The organism is Levilactobacillus sp. FUA 3915, assembly GCF_044053135.1.
Taxonomy (GTDB): Bacteria; Bacillota; Bacilli; order Lactobacillales; family Lactobacillaceae; genus Levilactobacillus; species Levilactobacillus lanxiensis.
In genome coordinates this window covers 404,289-430,565 of record NZ_CP168704.1, presented here as the reverse complement: position 1 = coordinate 430,565, position 26,277 = coordinate 404,289, and the positions used below count along the sequence as shown (strand labels likewise).

General features: G+C 49.7%; 14 protein-coding genes, 6 tRNA genes and 3 rRNA genes. All 23 read left to right on the top strand.

Annotation, left to right across the window (positions count from 1 at the left end):
* The 23 genes from ACEPST_RS02425 to ACEPST_RS02315 all read left to right on the top strand — a co-directional run bounded on the left by ACEPST_RS02425 (window position 1) and on the right by ACEPST_RS02315 (window position 25,993).
* A complete protein-coding gene (locus tag ACEPST_RS02425; RefSeq protein WP_204121513.1) occupies window positions 1-1,581 on the top strand; it encodes a polysaccharide biosynthesis protein in 1,581 nt (526 codons plus the stop codon).
* 1 nt (window position 1,582) lies between these two features.
* A complete protein-coding gene (locus tag ACEPST_RS02420) occupies window positions 1,583-1,855 on the top strand; it encodes an RNA-binding S4 domain-containing protein (RefSeq protein WP_125584007.1) in 273 nt (90 codons plus the stop codon).
* Between the two features lie 237 nt (window positions 1,856-2,092).
* Complete coding sequence (locus ACEPST_RS02415; protein WP_204121512.1) at window positions 2,093-2,500, top strand: FtsB family cell division protein; 408 nt, start codon at window positions 2,093-2,095, stop codon at window positions 2,498-2,500.
* A gap of 225 nt (window positions 2,501-2,725) precedes the next feature.
* Window positions 2,726-3,292, top strand: a complete 567-nt coding sequence (locus ACEPST_RS02410) for a S1 domain-containing RNA-binding protein (RefSeq protein WP_204121511.1) — start codon at window positions 2,726-2,728, stop codon at window positions 3,290-3,292.
* A gap of 72 nt (window positions 3,293-3,364) precedes the next feature.
* Window positions 3,365-4,732, top strand: a complete 1,368-nt coding sequence (gene tilS / locus ACEPST_RS02405) for a tRNA lysidine(34) synthetase TilS (protein WP_204121510.1) — start codon at window positions 3,365-3,367, stop codon at window positions 4,730-4,732.
* Window positions 4,733-4,748: 16 nt separating this feature from the next.
* Window positions 4,749-5,291 carry a hypoxanthine phosphoribosyltransferase gene (gene hpt, locus ACEPST_RS02400; RefSeq protein ID WP_125765517.1) on the top strand — a complete coding sequence of 181 codons (543 nt, stop codon included), beginning with the start codon at window positions 4,749-4,751 and terminating at the stop codon, window positions 5,289-5,291.
* 107 nt (window positions 5,292-5,398) lie between these two features.
* A complete protein-coding gene (gene ftsH / locus ACEPST_RS02395) occupies window positions 5,399-7,504 on the top strand; it encodes an ATP-dependent zinc metalloprotease FtsH (protein ID WP_204121509.1) in 2,106 nt (701 codons plus the stop codon).
* Window positions 7,505-7,666: 162 nt separating this feature from the next.
* A complete protein-coding gene (hslO, locus tag ACEPST_RS02390; RefSeq protein WP_204121508.1) occupies window positions 7,667-8,554 on the top strand; it encodes an Hsp33 family molecular chaperone HslO in 888 nt (295 codons plus the stop codon).
* An 8-nt stretch (window positions 8,555-8,562) separates the two neighbouring features.
* Window positions 8,563-9,576 (top strand): tRNA dihydrouridine synthase DusB, encoded by a 1,014-nt coding sequence (dusB, locus tag ACEPST_RS02385; protein WP_204121507.1) that lies wholly within the window; start codon window positions 8,563-8,565, stop codon window positions 9,574-9,576.
* Between the two features lie 521 nt (window positions 9,577-10,097).
* Window positions 10,098-11,663 (top strand): 16S ribosomal RNA (locus ACEPST_RS02380).
* 82 nt (window positions 11,664-11,745) lie between these two features.
* Window positions 11,746-11,820, top strand: a tRNA-Ile gene (locus ACEPST_RS02375).
* A 22-nt stretch (window positions 11,821-11,842) separates the two neighbouring features.
* Window positions 11,843-11,915 (top strand) — tRNA-Ala (locus tag ACEPST_RS02370).
* 171 nt (window positions 11,916-12,086) lie between these two features.
* Window positions 12,087-15,005 (top strand): 23S ribosomal RNA (locus tag ACEPST_RS02365).
* Window positions 15,006-15,078: 73 nt separating this feature from the next.
* Window positions 15,079-15,195: ribosomal RNA gene (gene rrf / locus ACEPST_RS02360) — 5S ribosomal RNA — on the top strand.
* The 16S, 23S and 5S rRNA genes sit together here with 4 tRNA genes alongside, the layout of an rRNA operon.
* Before the next feature lie 6 nt (window positions 15,196-15,201).
* Window positions 15,202-15,274 (top strand) — tRNA-Asn (locus tag ACEPST_RS02355).
* Window positions 15,275-15,303: 29 nt separating this feature from the next.
* Window positions 15,304-15,376, top strand: a tRNA-Thr gene (locus tag ACEPST_RS02350).
* A gap of 267 nt (window positions 15,377-15,643) precedes the next feature.
* Window positions 15,644-15,964 (top strand): cellobiose PTS IIC subunit, encoded by a 321-nt coding sequence (locus ACEPST_RS02345; protein ID WP_204121015.1) that lies wholly within the window; start codon window positions 15,644-15,646, stop codon window positions 15,962-15,964.
* 381 nt (window positions 15,965-16,345) lie between these two features.
* Window positions 16,346-17,830: a peptide MFS transporter gene (locus ACEPST_RS02340; protein WP_204121014.1), complete on the top strand. Its 1,485-nt coding sequence runs from the start codon at window positions 16,346-16,348 to the stop codon at window positions 17,828-17,830.
* Between the two features lie 94 nt (window positions 17,831-17,924).
* On the top strand, window positions 17,925-18,725 hold the full coding sequence (locus ACEPST_RS02335) for a metallophosphoesterase (RefSeq protein WP_204121018.1): 801 nt from the start codon (window positions 17,925-17,927) through the stop codon (window positions 18,723-18,725).
* Between the two features lie 82 nt (window positions 18,726-18,807).
* Window positions 18,808-18,890, top strand: a tRNA-Tyr gene (locus tag ACEPST_RS02330).
* A 10-nt stretch (window positions 18,891-18,900) separates the two neighbouring features.
* Window positions 18,901-18,972, top strand: a tRNA-Gln gene (locus ACEPST_RS02325).
* 354 nt (window positions 18,973-19,326) lie between these two features.
* Complete coding sequence (locus ACEPST_RS02320; RefSeq protein ID WP_204121013.1) at window positions 19,327-22,767, top strand: leucine-rich repeat domain-containing protein; 3,441 nt, start codon at window positions 19,327-19,329, stop codon at window positions 22,765-22,767.
* A 376-nt stretch (window positions 22,768-23,143) separates the two neighbouring features.
* On the top strand, window positions 23,144-25,993 hold the full coding sequence (locus tag ACEPST_RS02315) for a leucine-rich repeat domain-containing protein (RefSeq protein ID WP_395390483.1): 2,850 nt from the start codon (window positions 23,144-23,146) through the stop codon (window positions 25,991-25,993).
* Window positions 25,994-26,277: the final 284 nt, after the last annotated feature.

The following is a 26,277-nucleotide window of genomic DNA, read 5'->3' as shown; positions in this document are numbered from 1 at the left end:
ATGGGCAAACGCAACGTAAATACCACCTTGCAGGGAGCCCTGATTCTCTCGGTAGCGGCATTCATTGCGAAGCTGCTGAGTGCGGTCTACCGGGTTCCCTTTCAAAACATGGTCGGCAACACCGGGTTCTACGTGTATCAACAGGTTTATCCCCTGTATGGCATTGGCATGACCTTTGCCCTGAGTGGATTGCCGGTCTTTATTTCCAAATTAATTGCGGAGGCGCCCGACCTGCCCAGTCAGCAGGCTGTGGCCCGGCAAGTCTATCGCTGGGTGTGGGCACTGGCCCTGGTGCTCTTCGGTGGCCTGATGGTGGGCGCACCCGGCATCGCTCGGGCAATGGGGGATGTCCAGCTAGCGCCACTGATTCGGATGGTGGCCTGGATGTTCCTCTTGATGCCAGAGCTTTCAGTTGGTCGGGGATACCACCAAGGGCAGTTTCGAATGCTCCCCACCGCACGGTCACAAGTCGTCGAGCAATTGGTCCGGGTGGTTGTGATTCTGGTGGCCGCCGGCTGGGCAGTCACCCATGACTGGTCCGTTTATCGGATGGGTATGTGGGCGCTGAGCGGGGGCACGATTGCGGCCGTGGCGGCACTGGTTGTGCTCCCGCGGTGGCGGCAACCTGAGGTCCGGACCAGTTGGCGTCTGCCACACTTGGGACGGCGGTTGCTGATCGAAGGGGGGACACTCTGTCTCCTCACGGCCATGATGGTCCTACTACAACTGGTCGATTCATTTACAGTTAAAAATGGCCTGGTAGCTGGGGGAATGGCCAACGCAGCTGCTAAAAGTCTCAAAGGGGTCTACGACCGGGCCCAACCGCTAGTTCAATTGGGTCTGGTCGTGGCGGTCGCCTTTGCCACGTCGCTGTTGCCGGCCCTTAGCGAGGCGCAACATCAGCAGCGGCCCAAGGCTTTCAAACGCCTGACGACGACCATGATGCGGATTGCCTTGATGATTGCGACGGCGGCGACCGCGGGGCTGATCAGTCTGATGCCGTGGATCAATCGGCTGCTCTTTGGCAATATCACGGGGAGCTGGATGCTGGGCGTCTACATGCTGAGCATTATCCTGGCCACTCTGATTCAGACCTATAATAGCGTGTTACAGAGTCAGAACAGCTATCGCCTAACGGTCGTGGCACTGGTTGCCGGTCTGGTGGTGAAGGCCGTGGCCAATCACTGGGCCGTGGTCAACTTTGGCGCGAGCGGTGCCAGTTGGCTGACGGTCATTAGCCTGGCCGTGACCTTTCTAGTAATCTGGTATGGCTCAGCCGTCACGCTCCGCTCCGGTATCTGGACGCGCAACTACATTCGCACCCTGTTAGGCTGTACCATTCTGATGGTTGCCGGGGTGAAAGTGGCGGTGGTCGTCCTGGAACACTGGTGGCCGGTCTTGGCGACGGGGCGGTTAGCGGCTGGCGTGGGTCTCTTGATCACCATTCCCATTGGCGTGGCTATCTTCTTGGGCCTGGCGCTCAGTTGGCGGTTACTCAGTGTGCGGGAATGGCTAGCGATTCCACACGCAGAAACAGTTTTACGATTATGGCAGAAACTTAGCCAACACGGAGGAAAATAATATGCGATTAGATAAATATTTGAAAGTTTCTCGAATCATCAAGCGGCGGTCAGTGGCTAAGGAAATTGCTGACAAGGGCCGAATCGAAATCAACGGTAAGGTTGCCAAGTCTTCAACTGAAGTGGCGCCTAAGGATGAACTGGTCATTAAGTTTGGGAACAAGACGTTGACCGTCCAAGTCGACGAGTTGTTAGAAACCACGAAGAAGGACGACGCCGAACGGATGTACACCATCGTGAAGGAAGAGTACGCCCAGGACTTTCGCCAAGAATAATTAGCGACCGCAAAGGTGTCAGTTGTGGTGGATTAGGTTAGGTCACTGACTTACCAGACCTCGGATTGGCACGGAGCTGGCAAAGGCAATTAGCAGGCGCTTTCTTCGGGGCAACACCGCCAATCCAAGCGACTAATGTGACGAATGTTTTACAATATGCTTAACTAGCTAGACGTCTAATTTGAAACTTGCTATACTCAAGCTAAACGATCTGGTGAACATGGAGGAGTGAGTGGCATGGCTGACGCGAAACCGACGGCAAAAATTAAACGGTTAGACAATGACTATACGCGAAAGATTCAGCATCAGCAGGCGGTGCAGCATCACACCCGCTGGCTGGGTCATCGGCGCGTGCGGCGGGCCACTCGGATTCTAGTGGTCTTCGCAGTCTTCGCGATTATTTTGGGGGTCCAATTGATTCGGACCCACGCGAGTCTGCATCAGGTCAATCAGCAGGTGGCAACGAGTGAGCAGACCTTGACCAAGACGAAGACCAAGAACGCAGACCTCAAGCAAGAGATCAAACAGTTGAACGATAAAGACTATTTGGCCCAGTTGATTCGGTCTAAGTACTACTATTCTAAGTCGGGCGAAACGATTTATAGTTTGCCTGGCGACCACGCTAGTGATGTGACAGCTAAATAATCAGTTCAAATCCGACGGGTTGCTTGTATGAGCACCGTCGGATTTTTTGACTAGTCGTGGAAATCATTCGCGTGACCGACTAATTAGCTTGAAAGTTAATTTAACAGGCTTTGACCGGGGCTCATGAGTTGGTCAAGGGACTTTATTTTTTTCATCTCGGCGTGTGGGATTGGGAAGAATTGTGTTATACTGAAAGCACTTATTTTAAGGAGGAACTTCTTGTTTATGGCAATCGAGGTTGGAGCTAAAGTTACCGGAAAGGTCTCCGGAATTACGAACTTTGGTGCATTTGTTGATTTAGGTGACCACAAGACCGGGCTGGTGCACATTAGTGAAATTTCTGACGGGTACGTTAAGGACATCCATGACGTCTTATCCGTTGGTGACGAAGTAACGGTTAAGGTATTGACCGTGGGCGATGACGGCAAGATTGGTTTGTCGATTCGTAAAGCCACGGATCATCCAGAGTCAGAGCGGCCACATCACAGCCACAATGACCATCATGACAACCATCACGATAACAATAATCGTGGCGGCAACCATGAGTTCCACGGCAACGGTGGTAATCACGGCGGGGAAAGCAACGGCCACGGCCGTCGGTTTGAAAATAACGGTCCCCGGCCACATCACAGTTCAGCTAATGGCCGCTTCTCGGGTCATCACTCGGCTAAACATGAAGAAAGCTTCGACGACTTGATGTCAGGGTTCTTGAAGCAAAGTGAGGACCGCTTGGCAACGATTAAACGTAATACTGAAGGCAAGCGGGGCGGTCGTGGTGGCCGTCGTAGCTAAATGTCTTTAATCAGGACCGCATTCGTGCGGCCCTTTTTCTTAACAAAGGTAAAGTGAGACGGGGGCGAGACAGTGACACTGGCGGCGGATTTTCAGCGGAATTTTCAAGCGCAGGGATGGGCTAATCCCCAGCAACGGGGGCTGGTAGCCGTGTCGACCGGGGTCGATTCCATGGTTCTGTTGAGCCTCCTACTAAGCTTGCCCGCAGACCAGCGGCCAAAATTGACCGTGGTTCACGTCAACCATCACTTGCGAGCGCAAAGTCAAACGGAAGCCGCCTTCCTGGAACGCTGGTGTGCAGCGCATCACGTGCCGCTCGTCAAGACGGACTGGCCACGTGACCAGCGCCCGAAACACGGCATTGAAGCGGCGGCACGGCAGTTTCGCTACCAGTTTTTTGCGGAACAGATGCAACAACAGGGCGCCGCTTGGGTCGCCACGGCCCATCAGGCCGATGAGCAGGCGGAAACCCTGCTATTGAAGCTCATTCGGGGCGGGGACCTGACCCAATTGACGGGGATGGCCCCCAGCAGACCTTTGGCAGGGGGACAGGTGATTCATCCGCTACTGCCATTTACCAAGGCGCAGTTGGTGGCGTACGCGCGTCAACAGCAGATTCCCTGGTATGAGGACCAGACGAACCAGGAGCTGGTGGCTAGCCGTAATCGGGTGCGTCACGAGATTTTACCGCAACTCAAGCAGGAGAATCCCCAGGTCGTTCCACATTTGCTGGCGTACGCTGAGCAGCTACAGGCGACGCTGGCGGTGGCGGAACAGGCTTTGACGGCGACACTTCAGGCGATTGTGGTGACGTCAGTGCCCTTGACCGGGGATGGTACCAAGTTGCTAGCCCGACCGGTTACTGAACAACACCTGTTACTCAGTCGGTTCATCAAGCAGATTGCACCGGCAGCATCGACCAGTGAGTCGCGCGTAACCCAGTGTTTACAGCTGTTAGCCAACCCGCAGCGGCCGACGGGAACGGTGTCCTTTGCGGGTGGTTGGGCCTTTTATAAAGACTATGAAATGTTTCAATTTTTACCAATAAAAAATTTACAGCAAAAATCCGTGGAACATTTTAGATTTATGGTAGACTTAAACCAATGGCGGCCAGTTGGTAACGGCTGGCAACTCGGTTGCTTCACGGCAAACCGCCTTCAGGAACACACTCCCCATACCACCGTGGCATTGACGGCGGACCAGTTACCACTAATGGTCCGACCCTGGCAGGCCGATGATCAGGTGCGACTCGCAACCGGTCATCATCAGTCAGTCCGGCGCGTTTTAATCAACGCCAAGGTGCCCCGTGACCAGCGACCTGCCCAACAGGTCTTGGTCACGGCGACGGGAGATCTCCTGGCGGTGCTTGGCGTGAAGTGGTCGGTTTGGCCACCACGACCGCACACAAAAAACTATCATATTGTTTGGAAGCATGAATAGGCGAAAGGGGAACAGCATGAATAACGATATTTTGAAGGTCCTATATAGTGAAGAAGACATTGCCGCAGCCTGCAAACGGTTGGGCACCCAACTCTCCGAGGATTACAAAGACAAGACGCCCTTGATCATCTGTGTGTTAAAGGGGGCTATCTTGTTCATGACCGATGTGATTCGCGACATGGATATTTACGCTACCATTGATTTTATCGATGTTTCCAGTTACAACGGGGGCACCGCCTCTTCTGGGACCATCAAGTTACTCAAGGACCTGGATACCGACGTCTCTGGGCGCGACATTTTGTTAGTTGAAGACATTATCGACACTGGGCGGACACTGAAGTACTTGGAAGACCTGTTGAAGGACCGGAACGCCAAGTCTATCAAGGTCTGCACGTTGATGGATAAGCCTAGTGGTCGCGTGGTTGAAGCGAAGGCGGATTACGTTGGGTTTAACGTTCCGAGCGAGTTCGTGGTTGGCTATGGTTTGGACTACGAAGAAAAGTACCGGAACCTTCCGTACGTGGGTGTTTTGAAGCCCTCAGTTTATTCAGATAAATAATTAGTCAATGATAGTCAATTGTGATAACATCTTATTTAGTAAAAGGGCATGAGCCCTAAATTTCGTTCCTATCTTAATGCTGGGAACTGTGAGTAAGGAGGCACGACATGAATAATCGACGAAATGGGCTGTTTCGTAATAGTCTATTTTACATTGTGATCTTCTTGTTGGTCATTGGTGTTGTTTACCTATTCAACGGTAACAACAACAGCTCACAATCCCAAGAAATCCAATCGAGTCAGTTCGTTAAAGATTTAAATGCGAATAAGATCAAGAATTTCTCCATTCAACCTTCCGGAGGAGTTTACAAGATTACCGGTGAGTATCGGAACGCGCAAAAGCGCTCGACCAATACCGGCTTCAGTCTTGGCGGTTCTCAAAGTACCGCTGTGACGGGCTTCACCACGCAAGTCTTAACGAATAACTCGACGGTTTCCGAGATTGACAAGACCGCCAAGAATCACAACGTAAAGGTCAACACCAAAGCAGAAGAGTCGAGTGGTTTCTGGATTAACTTGTTAGTCTATGCAGCACCACTGGTTATCTTCATCTTCTTCTTCTACATGATGATGGGTCAAGCCGGCCAAGGCGGCGGCAATGGCCGAGTCATGAACTTTGGTAAGAGTAAGGCCAAACCAGCCGATAGCAAAGAGAACAAGGTTCGCTTCGCTGACGTTGCTGGTGAGGAGGAGGAAAAGCAAGAACTTGTCGAAGTTGTTGAGTTCTTGAAGAATCCACGTAAGTTTGTTTCATTAGGTGCCCGGATACCATCTGGTGTCTTGCTGGAGGGTCCTCCTGGTACTGGTAAGACGTTGCTGGCGAAAGCCGTTGCTGGTGAAGCGGCGGTACCATTCTTCTCGATTTCTGGTTCAGATTTCGTGGAAATGTTCGTTGGTGTCGGGGCTAGCCGTGTGCGGGATCTCTTTGAACAGGCCAAGAAGGCCGCTCCTTCCATCATCTTCATTGATGAAATCGATGCGGTTGGTCGTCAACGGGGTGCCGGCATGGGCGGTGGCCACGATGAACGTGAACAAACGTTGAACCAATTGCTGGTTGAAATGGACGGGTTTACTGGGAGTGAAGGCGTCATCGTGATGGCTGCAACCAACCGTTCTGACGTCTTGGACCCCGCTTTACTGCGGCCAGGTCGTTTTGACCGGAAGATCTTAGTTGGTCGGCCAGATGTTAAGGGTCGTGAAGCGATTCTGAAGGTTCACGCCAAGAACAAGCCATTAGCTAACGACGTTGATTTGAAAGAAATTTCTAAGCAAACCCCTGGCTTTGTCGGGGCCGACTTGGAAAACCTCTTGAACGAAGCTGCCTTATTAGCTGCACGGCGGAATAAGACTCAGATTGACGCTTCTGATTTAGATGAAGCCGAAGACCGAGTTATCGCTGGGCCAGCTAAGAAGGACCGGGTCATCAGTCCTGAAGAACGCAAGACCGTTGCTTACCATGAAGCCGGGCATACCATTGTCGGGTTAGTGTTAAACGATGCGCGAGTCGTTCACAAGGTCACGATTGTCCCTCGTGGTCGTGCCGGCGGGTATGCAATTATGCTCCCACGGGAAGATCAAATGCTGATGTCCAAGAAGGATGCCATGGAACAGATTGCCGGGTTAATGGGTGGTCGGACGGCCGAAGAGTTAATCTTCCACTCCGAATCATCTGGGGCCTCCAATGACTTTGAACAGGCAACGCAAATTGCCCGTTCCATGGTTACCCAATATGGGATGAGTGATGCTTTGGGGACCGTTGCACTGGAAAGTGCTGGCGGCCAACCATTTGCTGGTGCGGGTTACCCTGGCCAACCAAGTTACTCTGAACACACCGCTAGTTTAATCGATACTGAAGTTCGCCGAATCATCGGAGAAGCCCACGAGACTGCTCGGAAGATTTTGGAAGAACATAAAGCAGAACACAAGATTATCGCGGATGCCTTGCTGAAATACGAAACGCTGGACGAAAAGCAAATTCTCAGCTTGTTTAACACCGGGAAGATGCCTGAAAAGGACAGCAACAACGAATTTCCAAGTGAAAAGGCGGCAACGTTTGAAGAATCTAAGCGCGAATTAGAACGGCGCGAAGCAGAACGGCAAGCTTCTACGGAAGCCAAGTTAGCTTCGTCCGCTGCAAGCAGTGAGTCTTCACAGGCTAACTCAGCAGCTAGTTCGGCAGCCGATGATCCAAAGGATACCGACGATTCCGAATAGTCACGTTAGGGGAGCGAGATCACGGATCTCGCTCCTTTTGCTGTCTCCAGATATTAGAAATGGGTGATAGATGCTGGCACCCGAAAAGGCTTCTATTTGCAAAAAATGTGGTTTCTGGTAATGTAGGGCATGATGAATTGAACGAAAGGACGTTTTAAACGTATGGCAGATTATTTAGTAAAAAGCTTAATTGATGATGGGATGTTCCGGGCTTACGTGGTGGATGCCACGGAGACAGTCGCAGAAGCACAACAACGACACGATACTTGGAGCGCCGCAACGGCAGCCTTAGGACGGGCCCTGATTGGGACCATGTTACTCTCAACCTCTCTATTAAAGGGTGAGGAGAGTTTAACGGTGAAGGTTAACGGTCATGGACCCGTTGGCGCCATCGTGGCGGATGGAAATGCTAATGGAACGGTTAAGGGTTACCTCCAGTACCCCCATATCAGTTTACCGTTAAATGAAAAGCACAAAATTGATGTCAAGAAGGCCGTTGGGGTCAATGGGATGCTGATGGTAACCAAGGACCAAGGACTGGGCCAACCCTATACTGGTCAGGTGCCCTTGATTTCTGGCGAGTTGGGTGAAGACTTTACCTATTACTTGGCCAAGTCGGAACAGATTCCGAGTGCCGTTGGGGTGTCCGTCTTCGTCCAGCCCAACAACACGGTCAAGGTTGCTGGTGGGTTCATGATTCAAACCATGCCTGGTGCTTCCGATGAAGCCATTTCTCGGTTGGAAGAACGCCTAAAGGAAATGCCAATGGTTTCTGAATTGCTGTTGGATGGTCAAACCCCCGAAGAGATTCTACAATTGTTGTTTAAGGATGAAAAAATCAAAATCTTGCAAAAGATGCCAGTTAGCTTTAAGTGTGATTGTTCTAAGGACCGGTTCGCGAAGTCCTTGGCATCCATCCAACCCGACGCCCTCCAAGAAATGATCGACCAGGACCACGGTGCTGAAGCCGTTTGTCATTTCTGCGGAACGAAGTATGAATACTCCGAAGATGACCTGCGGACGATTCTGGCACAAGCCCAAGAAAAGTAGGCTAAGCCATGACGTGGAAAATCGGTGATGTAGAAATTCCTAACCGCGTTGTTGTGGCCCCCATGGCGGGGGTGACCAACGTGGCCTTTCGCCAAATCTGTAAAGAGTTCGGCGCGGGTTTAGTGGAATGCGAAATGATTTCAGGACAGGGGATTCATTACCATAATCAACGAACGCTTCATATGATGGCGGTCGATCCCCGAGAGCATCCGATGAGTATTCAAATCTTCGGGGGCACACAGGAGACGTTGGTGCAGGCTGCCCAGTATGTGGATCAAGAGACCCCAGCCGATATTATCGATATTAATATGGGCTGTCCGGTCAATAAGGTGGTTAACACGGATGCTGGGGCCAAATGGTTACTGGACCCACAGAAGGTTCATGACATGGTCGCTGCAGTTGTTGCGGCAGTTAAAAAGCCCGTCACGGTAAAAATGCGCACGGGCTGGGATGATCACCATATTCTAGCGGTCGAAAATGCACTGGCCGCTGAAAGTGCGGGGGCATCAGCGGTCGCTATGCACGGCCGTACTCGGAAACAGATGTATCAGGGTCAAGCGGATTGGGATATCTTGGCTCAGGTTGCCCAGCACCTGTCGATTCCGTTTATGGGGAACGGAGATGTGCGAACACCTCAGGATGCGAAACGGATGTTAGATGAAGTAGGCGCAGATGCCGTGATGATTGGTCGGGCCGTTGAGGGTAATCCATGGCTGTTACGCCGGATCAACCATTATCTGGCGACGGGGGAACTTTTACCGGAGCCCACAGCGGCAGAGAAAGTCGCGACGGCGGAAGAGCACCTGCATAAGCTATGTGCGGCCAAGGGACCAGAGGAGGGACCACGAGATTTTCGTAACCAAGTGGCTTACTACCTGAAGGGTATCCCACACGCTGCTCGGACCAAGGTCGCTTTGACAGATGCCACTGATGAAAACGTGATGGTCGATATCTTGGAGCAGTTTTTGGCTAAGATGGCAACGCGCAGTCAGCGGGCATCGGTCAAGCGGTTTGCTGAGTAGGCACAGTGACCATCAGATTGTTTTTGAAGAACTCAGATTAATTTCTGGGTTCTTTTTTGTTTTTATTGATAAATTCCCTTGACCGAAGTGCAGATAATTGATAAGATATTACCTGTTGCTGATTTGGCAATGTTCATGCATAAATAACAGATTCTTGAATAGTTAATCAGGATTTGAAATTAGTGCTTGACGAGTTAAATCGTAACTGATAGAATAGTTAATGTTGTCAAGGCGTGCTAATCATATTGATTTCGATTTTATGAGTATTGAATAAATATTCAGAGAGTTGAAAAAAGATGTTGACACGATTTAAACGACATGATATACTTTAAAAGTTGTCACGGAGCGATTGCTTCTTACGACAACTTGGTAGACCTTTGAAAACTGAACATTGTTTCGACAAACCAAATATGTGTAGGGCGGTTTGATACTTGGTATCAAACCCGAACAATATTTGCGAAGTCAATTCGCTTTTATAACAAAAAGTAACAACAATCGATGAGCTATTCAAGCATCATCTTTAAGATGAGAGTTTGATCCTGGCTCAGGACGAACGCTGGCGGCATGCCTAATACATGCAAGTCGAACGAGCTTCCGTTGAATGACGTGCTTGCACTGATTTTAACATTGAAGCGAGTGGCGAACTGGTGAGTAACACGTGGGAAATCTGCCCAGAAGCAGGGGATAACACTTGGAAACAGGTGCTAATACCGTATAACAACAAGAACCGCATGGTTCTTGTTTGAAAGGTGGCTTCGGCTATCACTTCTGGATGATCCCGCGGCGTATTAGTTAGTTGGTGAGGTAAAGGCCCACCAAGACAATGATACGTAGCCGACCTGAGAGGGTAATCGGCCACATTGGGACTGAGACACGGCCCAAACTCCTACGGGAGGCAGCAGTAGGGAATCTTCCACAATGGACGAAAGTCTGATGGAGCAATGCCGCGTGAGTGAAGAAGGGTTTCGGCTCGTAAAACTCTGTTGTTAAAGAAGAACACTTCTGAGAGTAACTGTTCAGAAGTTGACGGTATTTAACCAGAAAGCCACGGCTAACTACGTGCCAGCAGCCGCGGTAATACGTAGGTGGCAAGCGTTGTCCGGATTTATTGGGCGTAAAGCGAGCGCAGGCGGTTTCTTAAGTCTGATGTGAAAGCCTTCGGCTTAACCGGAGAAGTGCATCGGAAACTGGGTAACTTGAGTGCAGAAGAGGACAGTGGAACTCCATGTGTAGCGGTGGAATGCGTAGATATATGGAAGAACACCAGTGGCGAAGGCGGCTGTCTAGTCTGTAACTGACGCTGAGGCTCGAAAGCATGGGTAGCGAACAGGATTAGATACCCTGGTAGTCCATGCCGTAAACGATGAGTGCTAGGTGTTGGAGGGTTTCCGCCCTTCAGTGCCGCAGCTAACGCATTAAGCACTCCGCCTGGGGAGTACGACCGCAAGGTTGAAACTCAAAGGAATTGACGGGGGCCCGCACAAGCGGTGGAGCATGTGGTTTAATTCGAAGCTACGCGAAGAACCTTACCAGGTCTTGACATACTATGCAAATCCTAGAGATAGGACGTTCCCTTCGGGGACATGGATACAGGTGGTGCATGGTTGTCGTCAGCTCGTGTCGTGAGATGTTGGGTTAAGTCCCGCAACGAGCGCAACCCTTATTATCAGTTGCCAGCATTAAGTTGGGCACTCTGGTGAGACTGCCGGTGACAAACCGGAGGAAGGTGGGGATGACGTCAAATCATCATGCCCCTTATGACCTGGGCTACACACGTGCTACAATGGACGGTACAACGAGTTGCGAAGTCGTGAGGCTAAGCTAATCTCTTAAAGCCGTTCTCAGTTCGGATTGTAGGCTGCAACTCGCCTACATGAAGTTGGAATCGCTAGTAATCGCGGATCAGCATGCCGCGGTGAATACGTTCCCGGGCCTTGTACACACCGCCCGTCACACCATGAGAGTTTGTAACACCCAAAGCCGGTGAGATAACCTTCGGGAGTCAGCCGTCTAAGGTGGGACAGATGATTAGGGTGAAGTCGTAACAAGGTAGCCGTAGGAGAACCTGCGGCTGGATCACCTCCTTTCTAAGGAATATACGGAGGCTACACATACTTTGTCGAAACAATGGTCAGTTTTGAGAGGCTTACCTCTCTACTGAATGATTTTGGGCGTATAGCTCAGCTGGTTTAGAGCGCACGCCTGATAAGCGTGAGGTCGATGGTTCGAGTCCATTTATGCCCATTGACCGCAAGGTCATCATTTTGGGGAATTAGCTCAGATGGGAGAGCACCTGCTTTGCAAGCAGGGGGTCAGCGGTTCGATCCCGCTATTCTCCATTGATGCGAAAGCATCAAGGAATTTGTTCTTTGAAAACTAGATATTATCAAATATTTTCTAATAATTATTTTTATTAATAATTAAACCGAGAACACTGCGAATTTTTTTGAGTTTTTAATTAGTTTTTATCGCTAATACTCAATTAATCAACGATTACGAAGTAATCGTTAGGTTAAGTTATGAAGGGCGCATGGTGGATGCCTTGGTACTAGGAGCCGATGAAGGACGGGACTAACACCGATATGCTTCGGGGAGCTGTACGTAAGCTTTGATCCGGAGATTTCCGAATGGGGAAACCCAGTAGTTTTAACCGACTATTACAATTCAGGGAATACATACTTGAATTGAGGCAGACGTGGGGAACTGAAACATCTAAGTACCCACAGGAATAGAAAGAAAAATCGATTCCCTAAGTAGCGGCGAGCGAACGGGGAATAGCCCAAACCAACAAGCTTGCTTGTTGGGGTTGTAGGACTGAACATTTGAGTTACCAAAGTCAATGATAATCGAAACGTCTGGGAAGGCGTGGCATAGCGGGTGATACCCCCGTAGATGAAATCGTTGACCCTCAGTTCAGGATCCTGAGTACGGCCACACACGTGAAACGTGGTCGGAAACCGGGAGGACCATCTCCCAAGGCTAAATACTCCCTAGTGACCGATAGTGAACCAGTACCGTGAGGGAAAGGTGAAAAGCACCGCGGAAGCGGAGTGAAATAGTTCCTGAAACCATGTGCCTACAATTAGTTAGAGCCCGTTAATGGGTGATAGCGTGCCTTTTGTAGAATGAACCGGCGAGTTACGTTAATTTGCAAGGTTAAGGTGTAAAGACCGGAGCCGTAGCGAAAGCGAGTCTGAAACGGGCGTTTCAGTAAATTGATGTAGACCCGAAACCAGGTGACCTATCCATGTCCAGGTTGAAGGTGCGGTAAAGCGCACTGGAGGACCGAACCCGTGTATGTTGAAAAATGCTGGGATGAGGTGTGGATAGCGGTGAAATTCCAAACGAACTTGGAGATAGCTGGTTCTCTCCGAAATAGCTTTAGGGTTAGCCTCGGAATTAAGAATCGTGGAGGTAGAGCCACTGTTTGGACTAGGGGCCCGTCATGGGTTACTGAATTCAGATAAACTCCGAATGCCACTGATTTATATCCGGGAGTCAGACGATGAGTGATAAGATCCACCGTCGAAAGGGGAACAGCCCAGACCATCAATTAAGGTCCCTAAATACATGCTGAGTGGAAAAGGATGTGGAGTTGCATAGACAGCTAGGATGTTGGCTCAGAAGCAGCCACCATTTAAAGAGTGCGTAATAGCTCACTAGCCGAGTGATCCTGCGCCGAAAATTTACCGGGGCTAAGCATGTTACCGAAATTATGGATGTGACCATTAGGTCACGTGATAGGAGAGCGTTCTAAGGGCAACGAAGCTAGATCGTAAGGACTAGTGGAGCGCTTAGAAGTGAGAATGCCGGTATGAGTAGCGAAAGATCAGTGAGAATCTGATCCACCGAATGACTAAGGTTTCCTGGGGAAGGCTCGTCCTCCCAGGGTTAGTCGGGACCTAAGCCGAGGCTGAGAAGCGTAGGCGATGGATAACAGGTTGATATTCCTGTACTAGTTAATTATGTTTGAACGATGGAGGGACGCAGCAGGCTATGGTATGCGCACGATTGGAAATGTGCGTTCAAGCGTCAAGTCTGGTGATGAGTTAAATGCTTATTGCTAAGGACAAGGCGTTACGAGGACCGAATTTTAGTAGGGAAGTGCCAGATGTCACACTGCCGAGAAAAGCTTCTAGTTAGTAATTAATTACCCGTACCGCAAACCGACACAGGTAGTCGAGGAGAGTATCCTAAGGTGAGCGAGTGAACTCTTGTTAAGGAACTCGGCAAAATGACCCCGTAACTTCGGGAGAAGGGGTGCTACACGCAAGTGTAGCCGCAGTGAAAAGGCCCAGGCGACTGTTTATCAAAAACACAGGTTTCTGCAAAATCGTAAGATGACGTATAGGGGCTGACGCCTGCCCGGTGCTGGAAGGTTAAGTGGATGAGTTAGCTTCGGCGAAGCCCAGAAATGAAGCCCCAGTAAACGGCGGCCGTAACTATAACGGTCCTAAGGTAGCGAAATTCCTTGTCGGGTAAGTTCCGACCCGCACGAAAGGCGTAACGATCTGGGCACTGTCTCAACAAGAGACTCGGTGAAATTATATTACCTGTGAAGATGCAGGTTACCCGCGACAGGACGGAAAGACCCCATGGAGCTTTACTGTAGCTTGATATTGGGTGTTGACGCAGCTTGTACAGGATAGGTCGGAGCCGTAGAACTCGGAACGCTAGTTTCGAGTGAGGCGCTGGTGGGATACGACCCTCGCTGTGTGAACACTCTAACCCGCACCACTTATCGTGGTGGGAGACAGTGTCAGGTAGGCAGTTTGACTGGGGCGGTCGCCTCCTAAAAAGTAACGGAGGCGCCCAAAGGTTCTCTCAGAATGGTTGGAAATCATTCATTGAGTGTAAAGGCAGAAGAGAGCTTGACTGCGAGACAGACAGGTCGAGCAGGGACGAAAGTCGGGCTTAGTGATCCGGTGGTACCGTATGGAAGGGCCATCGCTCAACGGATAAAAGCTACCCTGGGGATAACAGGCTTATCTCCCCCAAGAGTCCACATCGACGGGGAGGTTTGGCACCTCGATGTCGGCTCATCGCATCCTGGGGCTGTAGTCGGTCCCAAGGGTTGGGCTGTTCGCCCATTAAAGCGGTACGCGAGCTGGGTTCAGAACGTCGTGAGACAGTTCGGTCCCTATCCGTCGCGGGCGTAGGAAATTTGAGAGGAGCTGTCCTTAGTACGAGAGGACCGGGATGGACATACCTCTGGTGTACCAGTTGTGCCGCCAGGCGCATCGCTGGGTAGCTATGTATGGATGAGATAAACGCTGAAAGCATCTAAGTGTGAAACTCGCCTCAAGATGAGATTTCCCATTCCTATATGGAAGTAAGACCCCTGAGAGATGATCAGGTAGATAGGCTGGAAGTGGCAGCGTTGTGAGACGTGAAGCGGACCAGTACTAATCGGTCGAGGACTTAACCAAGTTGAAAAACGTGGTGTTCTCATAGAAAATAATTTGATGATATCTAGTTTTGAGGGAATAAGTTCTCTTATAGTGTAGTGGCGATAGCCTGAAGGATACACCCGTTCCCATGCCGAACACGGAAGTTAAGCTTCAGCACGCCGATAGTAGTTGGGGGATCGCCCCCTGCGAGGATAGGACGTTGCTACGCGATTATTCCGGCATAGCTCAGTTGGTAGAGCACCTGACTGTTAATCAGGTTGTCGACGGTTCGAGCCCGCCTGCCGGAGTCGGGTTAACCTGGTTAGCCAGTTGATATGCCGGCTTAGCTCAGCTGGTAGAGCATCGGTATCGTAAACCGAGGGTCGGGGATTCGAATTCCTCAGCCGGCATCAAAGTAGTCGTTGGTCGTAGACCAGCGGCTTTTTTTGTGCTTTCATAAAACAAACAGTCAATTGAAAGCCAAAATGGCATTAACGTGTATTGCACAATTGGTATAGTCATCTGAAAATAATTGGTATAGAACTGAAAATGCCGGTTTGAAGCTGATTAGGATAATAAATTAAATATTGATTTATTTGATAAACCTATTGTGGTCTACTCATGAAAGTGCTATCCTATATTTATCGAATAGAGATACGAAAAAGGGAGAGGTCATCATGAAAAACGTCTTATTATTATCCGGAAATGAAAATTCAAGTCATTTATTTTTAGGTGAAGCCAAACGAACTGCAGAAACTCGGCAAGCACCGTTGTGCTTTAAGGCGGCTGTGATGGCTGACTTGACTCCTGAACTGTTGGCAGACCAAGACTTGATCCTGTTGGCCCCACAAACGGCTAACGCTGCTGATACTGCGGCTATGAATACCCAGGTCCCAACCGTTGATATTCCTAACGACATCTATGGTTGGTTAAACGGTCAGGCCTTGGTTAAGTTTGCTTGTGGCAAGTTAAATTTAGTACCAGCCGCTGCCATCTAAATTAGAATTCCGCGTGGGACGCCTTGTGAATCTGCAGGGCGTCTTTTTTTATGTCGACTGAACACCTTATTAGGGGCACAGAGGGTAATTAAAACGAATTTTATACATAAATTTCTTAATATTTTGAATGAGGCGGAAATGAATAAAAAATAAGAGGATTGCATGAGACGACTAATAATTTCATCATTGTTTTTTGTCGGACGCCAAAGGAATGAAGACGTTTTTATTCGGAAAACCGTTGCGTAACGGGAGTTCGTGCAGTATAATTACTACTATGTTTTATTAGAGGTCTATGAGACACCGTCGCCATCAGCTTTTAGGATGTGCATTGCGGAAAATAAAATTATTCATTTTCAGAAATGCAATGGAGGTATTATCGTTTTGAATAACAAACCAGAACCAAGCACCACTACCGACCGAACATTCTTCGGTCAACCGCGTGGGTTATCAACGCTGTTCTTCACTGAAATGTGGGAACGGTTCAGTTACTACGGCATGCGGGCTATCCTGATCTACTACATGTACTACTCAGTGACTAAGGGTGGGTTAGGTTTTAGTCAAGCAACTGCTGCTTCCGTAATGTCCATTTACGGATCCATGGTTTACTTATCCTCAGTTCTTGGGGGCTACATGAGTGACCGTGTCTGGGGAAGTCGGAAGACCGTCTTCATCGGTGGTGTCCTGATTATGTTCGGGCACGTTGCCTTGTCTGTTCCAGCCGGTTCCATGGCACTCTTCATCTCAATCCTCTTGATTGTTTTGGGGACTGGGCTGTTGAAGCCTAACGTTTCCGAAATGGTTGGGGGACTTTACGATGAGGGCGATACGCGGCGTGATGCTGGGTTCACCATCTTCGTCTTCGGGATTAACCTGGGTTCCTTGGTCGCACCGCTCTTGGTTGGGTGGTTAGGCCTGAAATACAACTTCCATTTAGGGTTCTCCTTGGCCGCTATTGGGATGTTCTTAGGTCTGGTTCAATACTGGATCGGTGGGAAGAAGTACTTGAGTAAGGATAGTCTTTACCCAACTGACCCACTGGAACCCGGTGACATGAAGAAGCTGACCGTTCGTGGGACCATTGGTTTGGTTGCTTTCGGATTGATCATTATCTTGATGTACCTCTTAGGTTCACTGAACTTAAACAACTTCGTGCTCTTATTATCCGTTATCGCGATTGCTGCACCAGTCGTTTACTTCACGATTTTCTTAACGAGTAAAAAAGTTACCAGCACTGAACGGAAGCACGTGTGGGCTTACTTAGGCCTGTTCATCGCTGCCATGATCTTCTGGGCAATTGAAGAACAAGGGTCATCTGTGTTGGCCTTATTCGCTGCCAACCAGACGAACAACCATTTCTTAGGCATTCACATTTTGCCATCTTGGTACCAAATGTTAAACCCACTGTTCATCTTGATCTACACGCCATTCTTCGCTGCAATGTGGAACCGTTGGGGTAAGAAGCAACCTAGCTCTCCAGCCAAGTTCGCAACTGGGATGCTGTTCGCTGGGGCTTCTTACCTGATCATGGTGATTCCTGTTGTCATGTTCGGGACGGATGCTCGGGTCAGTCCGCTTTGGTTAGTTGGTAGCTGGGCAGTTGTTGAAATTGCCGAACTGTTGATTTCACCAATCGGATTATCCGTGACGACCAAGTTAGCACCAAAGGCGTTCCAATCTCAAATGATGAGTATGTGGTTCTTAGCCGATGCTGCCGGACAAGCCGTTAACGCGCAAATCGTTAAATTATACACGCCAGAAAACGAAGCAGCTTACTTCATGGGCGTGGCCATCGTGGCCATCGTCGCTGGGCTGATTATGTTTGCCCTGGTTAAACCAATTAAGAACTTAATGGCCGGAATTAAATAATTTGTTTCTGGCGAAAAAGTGCTACTCTATGATGGAGTGGCATTTTTTTGTGCGACTATATTTGAAAGGGGGCGACGACGTGGTTAAGGTGGCCATGATCAGTGACTTACATTTAGACATCAACCAGCAGGACGCAGAGGCCGTTGCCCAACAGCAGGCGGCGTACCTGACCCAACGGAACGTGGGACTGTATTTAATCGCCGGTGACGTGACCAATTACTTTAGTCAGTCGCTAGCCTTCGTCACCCGGTTACAAGCGCTCATGGCACCAGCCAAGGTGCGGTTTATTGCGGGGAATCATGACATGTTGCACGATATCACGTATGCGGGCCTAGAATCGTCGCAGACGCCCGTTTACTTCCATCGTGGGTCTTTAGACCTTCCGGGGACTAACTGGCGGGTAATCGGCAATAATGGCTGGTATGATTATCAATTTGCTAATAACCTGGTCGGCCGGAATTTTTTGAGCTGGAAGCGGGCCTTTTGGATCGACAGTAGCATTGAACAACCCCAAAGTGATCCGGAACGGCTGAATCAGGTCGTGGCACAGATGACCGATCAATTGGTACAGGCACAGGTCGCCGGCAAACGGGTCCTGTTTATGACCCACTTTGTCCCACGCCAGGACTATATCCGGTATACGGATGACGATCGTTTCTGGAACATGGCCAATGCCATGCTAGGGAGCCCGCGGATTGGGGCCGTTTTGGAAAAATATTCAGTGGCTGATACTTTATTCGGTCACGTCCACAGCCGCTTCGCCCCCGCAACCTTTGGCCCGACTACCTATTACAATCAGGCAGTTGGGTACCATAATCGGCGAATCGACGAGTGGTCCCAGCCCGATTTTTTTGTTGAATGGCAGCGCCAATTAAGGATTTTGAATTTAAAATAAAAAAAACTGCAAAAAAGTCTTGACGATTTATGCAGTTTTTTGTATGATAGTGTAGTTGATTCGTTACGACGATTCACGTTTTGGTGGGGTAGCGAAGTCTGGCTAAACGCGGCGGACTGTAAATCCGCTCCTTCGGGTTCGGTGGTTCGAATCCACTCCCCACCATTTTTATTATTGGGCTATAGCCAAGTGGTAAGGCAACAGGTTTTGATCCTGTCATGCGCTGGTTCGAACCCAGCTAGCCCAACTAAGGAACAGTCACGGTGTGTGACTGTTTTTTTATGCGTTCATTTATATTTTAGATTATGGCGCCCGAGGAATTTCTCGAGCGCCTTTTTGTGTATTTCACGAAATTATTTTAAAATTGGACATTTTGGGGCGGTCGTCCTGTAAATGAGTCAGTGGCTAGACAAAAACGTGAGAAAACCGGTGCACTAATCCGGGTTCTGGCGGCGTCAACTGGGTATAGAACATGGCACCAGCAAATTATAGGGACAATCGTTACCCCAGTTTTCAATTTATCAGCGCTGACAAATAGTTCGTGGGGTGTTAGGATAATCTTAAAAGGGGCAGTCGGTGCTCGTGAAAGGGGTGGCAGTTGATGTTTAAAGAAAAATGGCAACATCTTAGTCAAGTTCAGCAACCTAGTTGTCGGTGGATCTATGCCGGTGTCACCTTAGTGAGCCTAGGGGCGGGGGTCATGCTCGTCACGACGCCGGTCTTTGCGGATACCCGAGAAACGACTGCTGGTGACGGTGAGCCCCAAACGGAGAATGTGGCGACCACCCAAGCGACGAGTTCGGTCACGCCGGCTGATGTGTCGCAGTCTGGACAAACAGGTACCGGTGCTGGGACTGGTTCCGCTCAGAAAGGTACTGGGACGTCAGACGAGACGGTGACACCGGAAGAGCCGGCTAAACCCGTGATACCGAGTTCTGAACCGACAACGAAACCAGCACCAACGACTGGGACGAAACCAATCACGCCAGTCACGCCGACACAGACGCCGGTGACGCCCAAGCCAATGGTTTCATCCGAGAAAACAACACCAACGGCAATCAAGCCATCGCTGCGAGCGACTCGGTATTTACTGTTAAGAGACGTGGAGCAGCCAACGGGACAAGACGAACCATCGACTGAAGACACAACGAATTCAACACCTGATGCGACACCTGCGAGCGGTGTGCTGACAGCGCCGACCACGACTCCCGATGCTGATACGCAGTCGGCACTGGCCTACACGTTAAATGAGGGCAAGGACGGCTACGTGGTGACGGGTTTTGCCAATCAGACGCACGGCACGCAGATTACGATTCCGGATACCTATTTGAACTTGCCGGTCACGGAGATTGCCGCGAACGCCTTCAATGGGGCGGGGCTAACGGATGTGACGCTGGGCCAAAATCTACAGGTCATTCGGGACTATGCGTTTACGAATAACCAATTAAAAACGATCAAATTTACGAGCGGTATCTGGTCCGTGGGGGCCGGGGCGTTTGCCAATAACGACTTGGTGACGGTTGATCTGGGGAACTTGCAGCAGATCAACGCCGGGGCCTTTCAGAGCAATCAGCTTCAGCAGTTAGTCATTCCCAATTCGGTGACTAGCATTGCGGACGATGCCTTTGAAAATAATACGATTCAGTCGCTGTCGTTGAGCCAAAACGTGGTCTCAATTGGGACGGCGGCCTTTGCGAACAACCAGATTCAGGGCCACTTGGTATTACCTGAGACACTGACCGCGCTGGGGGATCAAGCCTTTGCTAACAATCAGCTGACTGGATTGACCTTGGATGCTGGTTTGAGCCTATTGAACACCGGCGTCTTTGCCAATAATCAACTGACCGGCACGTTAACGATTCCCGCGACCATCACCAGTATTGGGGATGACGCCTTCGACATGAACCAGTTGACTGGCTTGCAGCTGGACGACAGCGTGACGTCGATTGGAACGGCGGCGTTTGCCCATAACTTATTAGCTGGGTCACTTAACTTACCAGCCAGTCTGACGCACCTGGGAGACCAAGCCTTCTGGGATAACCGGCTGCGTCGCGTGACGTTGAATGACAAATTGACGGAGATTGGGCCACAAACGTTTGCCGATAATCAGCTGACGGGTACCCTGAATCTCCCCGACAGCATCTTGAACGTGGGGACGTCGGCCTTTGCCAATAACCAACTGACCGTTTTGACTGGCGGGACTAAGCTGAACACGATTGAAAAATATGCTTTCTATGGGAATAAATTGACCGGGACCCTGACGTTGTCGGATCAAATGACGAGTATTGGTGAGTATGCCTTTGCGGGTGGCAACCAGTTGACTGGTTTGACTGGCGGGACCAAGCTAAACACGATTGAAAAGTATGTCTTCTACGGGAATAAATTGACCGGGACGCTGGCGTTATCGGATCAAATGGCCAATATTGGCGAGTCGGCCTTTGCGGGTGGTAACCAATTGACGCGACTTGAGCTGGGGACGGCCCCCTTGTCAACGATTGAAGCCAATGCGTTTGCCAACAATAACCTGACGGGCACGCTGCATTTTCCGGATACGTTAACCAACGTCGGGGCTGATGCATTTGTGAACAACCAATTGACCGGTTTGACCTTTGGGACCGGCTTGGTGACCGTTAACGATGAAGCGTTTGAACATAATCAATTAAGTGGGACCCTGACGCTGGGCGACAACGTTCATGATGTTGGGAAATATGCGTTTGCTTATAACAAGCTGGCTGACCTCGAGATGGGGTCGAACATGAACAGTCTGGAAAATTATTCATTTGCTTATAATAGCTTGCAGAAAATCAATGCTAGCGGTCAGATTGGAACCATCGGGGACTATGCCTTCGCTGGACAAACCTTGTTGAACGCCGGTGTTGCGGGTGCGATTGTGGCTAATCAAAACGGCACGATCACCACGGTTGCCTCTGGTGTCCAGCAGGCAATTCGAGATGCCTTGGGAATGAAGAATCTTGATATTGCGGGATTAACCTTCATTTTCACTGACAATCAAGCCCAGCTGATCTACGACCCGGTTACGGATACCCTGACGTTGCCGAATGTTGCTGATAGTGCGACGTTGCCGGATTGGGTGAAGAGTGGCAAAGTGGTTCTGAGCCTGACGACTAACAGCACTGATACCGGACGTTATGGCGTTGAAAACCTCAGGCTGGATTTAAACCGGTGGGTGACAGACGACGTGGCGATTCCGAGCAACCTCAGCCGCGACCCTGGTATGATTGGCATGCTGCAAGGGATGCATGCGGATAAAGCGTGGGGAATTACCGACCGCGTGGGTAATACGCAGGTGGTTGTGACGGTTCCGGTGGTTAGCGGGTACACCGCGAACAAGAAGACCATTACGGCGACGGTCAACCCGAACGGTACCATCACGCCCAATGAGGATGTCTTGTATACGCCGGACCTAACGCCCGGTGGTGGCGGCCATGATACTGGGACGCCGACTGGACCAACGCAACCTGGTGACACGACTGGGGGAACGACTGATCCAAGCACACCGGTGACCCCTGTAACACCAGTTAACCCGGGAAATACGCCCGGTGGTGATCCGGCGGTGACGCCAACGACGCCCGTGATTACGCCGACGACTGGCGGGGATGAGGCCATTCCTTATCCACCGGACTTTGATGGCAGCAACTCGCAGACGGGAACGCGCGGCAATGCACAGCGGACGGTCACAATTACCCCGAAACTCGCGGTTACGGGTCCTAACTGGCAGCTGAAACGGGTTGTGCCGCGGCACTTGCTGACAACCGTTATTCAGCAGCAAACCCTAACGCGGACAAGCGTTACGACGTCAGCGTACGTGGTTGGCTCGCCAATTAAGGCAGGACACTTTACACGTGACGGGCAGCCGGCAACGGGTAATCCGCAGGCAGCTGTCCCGTCACAGGCGACGGTTACCCAGCAACAGTCATTACCGCAAACCAATGAGCAATCAACTGGTTGGCAGTGGTTAGGGACAATATTGTTGGCTGGATTGAGCTGGTTAGGTTTAGCTCACAAGCGAAATCACAATTGAATTTAACGATTTACGCGTACGATTGACACGCTTTCTGTGTGTTGACCGTACTTTTTTGTGAATTTTTTTAATTTTCAGAAAAAAGTTTTTTTACCACACTTCTCTGATTATGTCCCATGATTGTGCCGGGTGATTCGATTGTGCCCAAGCAAATAACCAAAGTCACCAATTGTAGTAGGTGTGGGACAAAAATAGTTCGATAAGAAATATCTGCATATAGCGGTAATCGTTATCCCCCTTGGCAATTAAGTCACACTGGTGTTTTGGTTAAGTCGTGATAGTATGAATATCATAGAATATTTTGCATAAGCAACTAATGCGAAACGAAACGGTCTATAAACTAATCACTCAAGGACACCAGCGAAGGGAAGATAGTATGCGGAACAATAAGGATAGGGGAGAACAACTTACTCCTACACACAGTAAGTGGCTGTTCGTTAGTCTGACGATTGCGGCACTAAGTACTGGAATCGCCATTGGCAGTGAGACGGCTAACGCTGATACGGACCCCGCGACTTCCCAAATTAGTGATGAATCAGCTCAGAATGATGTTGATTCAGCTGTGAAGATACCAAAAGTAGAAGCTGAAGATACAGTGAAAGATGATAGTTCTGACGATGGTTCGGATAATCAATTAGATGTTGAAAAAGATGATAATTCCAACCAGTTAGACAATGAAGAAGATAATGGTGAAGACACGATTGATGAGGATGAAGAAAAGTCTGAGGATGAGACCGAAGAACCTGTCAGTCCAGCAGATACGCCTGATGAAACGGTGACACCCGCTCCAACGAATGAGCAAACCCCAAAATCTGATTTTACCTTTCACCAAACTAGTGAGAACACAGTTGAAGTGACTGGGTATACGGGTGCGGCACAGCAACAGGCTGATGGATCAGCACCAGTTTCAGGGTATAGTACCGAGATTACGATTCCGGATATGTATGAGGGTAAGTATGTTTCTGGTATTGCAGATAATGCGTTTAATAATGACGGCTCGGCTAATGATCACCTAACGATTGTTTCTGCATTGACCAAGGTGATCCTGGGGAAAAACTTAAACTACATTGGTCAGAATGCCTTTGCCAACAATGCGTTAACGTCTTTGACATTGCAGGGAGCCACCTGGATCAACATCAAGACAGGTGCCTTTAAAAATAATGAATTGACTAACGTTGAATTGAACGGCGCCGTTCAAATTGAACAGGACGCGTTTAAGGGGAATCAGTTGACGACATTAGTCTTGCCAGACACGGTGAACGCTATCGGCGCATCAGCATTTGAAAATAACCAGCTGACTGATTTGACGTTGAGTGCCGCACTGGAAAGTATTGGGACTTCAGCTTTTGCTAACAACCAAATTGGTGGAACACTGATTTTGCCAGCAAAATTAACGACGTTAGGCGAGTATGCATTTGCGGATAATCGCTTAACGTCAGTGACCCTTAATCAGGTGTTGACTGATTTGAACACGGGAACTTTTGCCAATAATCAGTTAACCGGACTATTAACCATTCCAGACAATATTGTTCGGATTGGGGATAGTGCTTTTAGCAACGACAAAAAGCAGGGGGCTGGCCTGACCGCGCTCCATCTGGGGACCGGTGTCCAGTACATTGGAAATCAGGCGTTCACTGATAATGCACTGACAAACTTAGAAATTCCTGATACGACAGATAAAGTTAGTGTTGGGGATGAGGCGTTCAGCGGTAATCAGCTACGGACGCTCAAGCTGGGGAAAAATGTCAGCGCGATTGGAAATTCTGCGTTTGCGGACAATCAGTTAACGGAGACGCTTAGTGTTCCTGATGCGGTTGAGAAAATTGGCAATCGGGCTTTCATTGGTAATCAGTTGACCGGGCTGAATTTAGGGAGTCAGATTACCGCGATTGGTGATTTTGCCTTTGCGAATAATCAGTTGGGTGGTACGCTTATCTTGCCTGAAAAGGTTAGTTTGGTGGGCGAATCAGCTTTCGAAAACAATTTATTAACAGGACTACAGTTAGTCAATAAAGAGGCCTCTTTAGGTGCGAATGCCTTTGCCCAAAATGCGTTGGAAAAAATTAATTCAGCTGACATGACCTGGACAAATGGGGGGAATGCCTTCAGTAATCAGAAAGCATTAACACTCGCAAATGTGCCAATGTCGACAACGTCAGCCCACAATATTAAGGCGCTTTTAGTTGAACAACTTAACATGAAGCCTAGTGACATTGGGGAGTTAACGTTTACTCTGAGTGACGGAACTAGTTTGAATTATGATAAAACGACTGATAGTTTGTTGCTACCCCAGGGGTTTGACACCAGTCATGATGGCAATTTGACGGTTACGCTCACAACGAACGCGGCATATACTGGTCAGCTGGGCTTTCAGGCCCTGACGTTAGATTTACGGGTATGGACTTTTTCGGGCCAGGTTGATATACCAGTTGCTATCAAAAATATTAATAGTAAGTACGTCTTTAAGAGTATTTGGTCTGCTGTGATTAGCGGTCAGGTAGGCTCAACGCAATTGGTTGATGCGCCAGTGATGGCTGGCTATCGGATTCTTAATCCGGATACGCAGCAGGACATAACCACTTTTACCGCCATCTTTGGTCCCGAAAAGGTAACGACGCGAGATACAATCGAGTATTTGCAAGTTGAACCTGATGACAACGATTCAGGGGAGACAACGCCCACAAAGGAAACGGAACCGGTTGACCCCGAAACGGGTGAGACTGTGACGCCGTACGCGGGTGGCGAGGCTGAAACGACGACAACGTCGAATACTACTGGCAACACGCCAGATAAGTTATCCGACAAAACAGTGACTGATGGAACAACTAACACGTTAGGTGAATCAGCCAATTATCAAATTAACCAGGAACAGAAAAAACAAGTACAGGCACAAAAAGCGTGGGCGCAAGTTCAGTATCGGTTAGCAAACGCACCGGTGGGACAACCGGACAAGCGGACACATGCCACTTATATTTCTGTTCAACCGAAGATGCAGCACCCAGATTGGACAAGTCGTCAGGCAGGGGTACCGGCTGACACAGTTGACGGCAACGGTGCCATGACTGAACCGGCATCAATCCAACGCATGGGGCAAGCTAAGATGGTCATGACGGCAACATCACTGCCACAAACGAACGAGCAAACCAGTCAATGGCACTGGCTTGAGGCCATTGGATTGCTGGCCGCCAGTTGGCTGGGATTTACGAAGAAAAAACAAGATGATTAATAGCAACGCTGAAATGGGACAGATTCCAACGAATTTGACCCATTTTTTTCAGGAGAGGATGGGGTTCCAACGACAAAATTAATGACGGAAAACCGGCCGTTGACGGCTGGACAGAAGAAATGGTTGTCAACCGGTCTAACGGTGATCAGTTTAAGTGCAGGGTTGGCGTTGAATGCCAACATCCTCAAGGCACAGGCGGCAGACCAACCGGCCACGGCCGCCAGCAGCAGTTCGGTGACCGCGGTCACCGCTAGTGAGCCGACGACCGCTGACACAGCGGATAA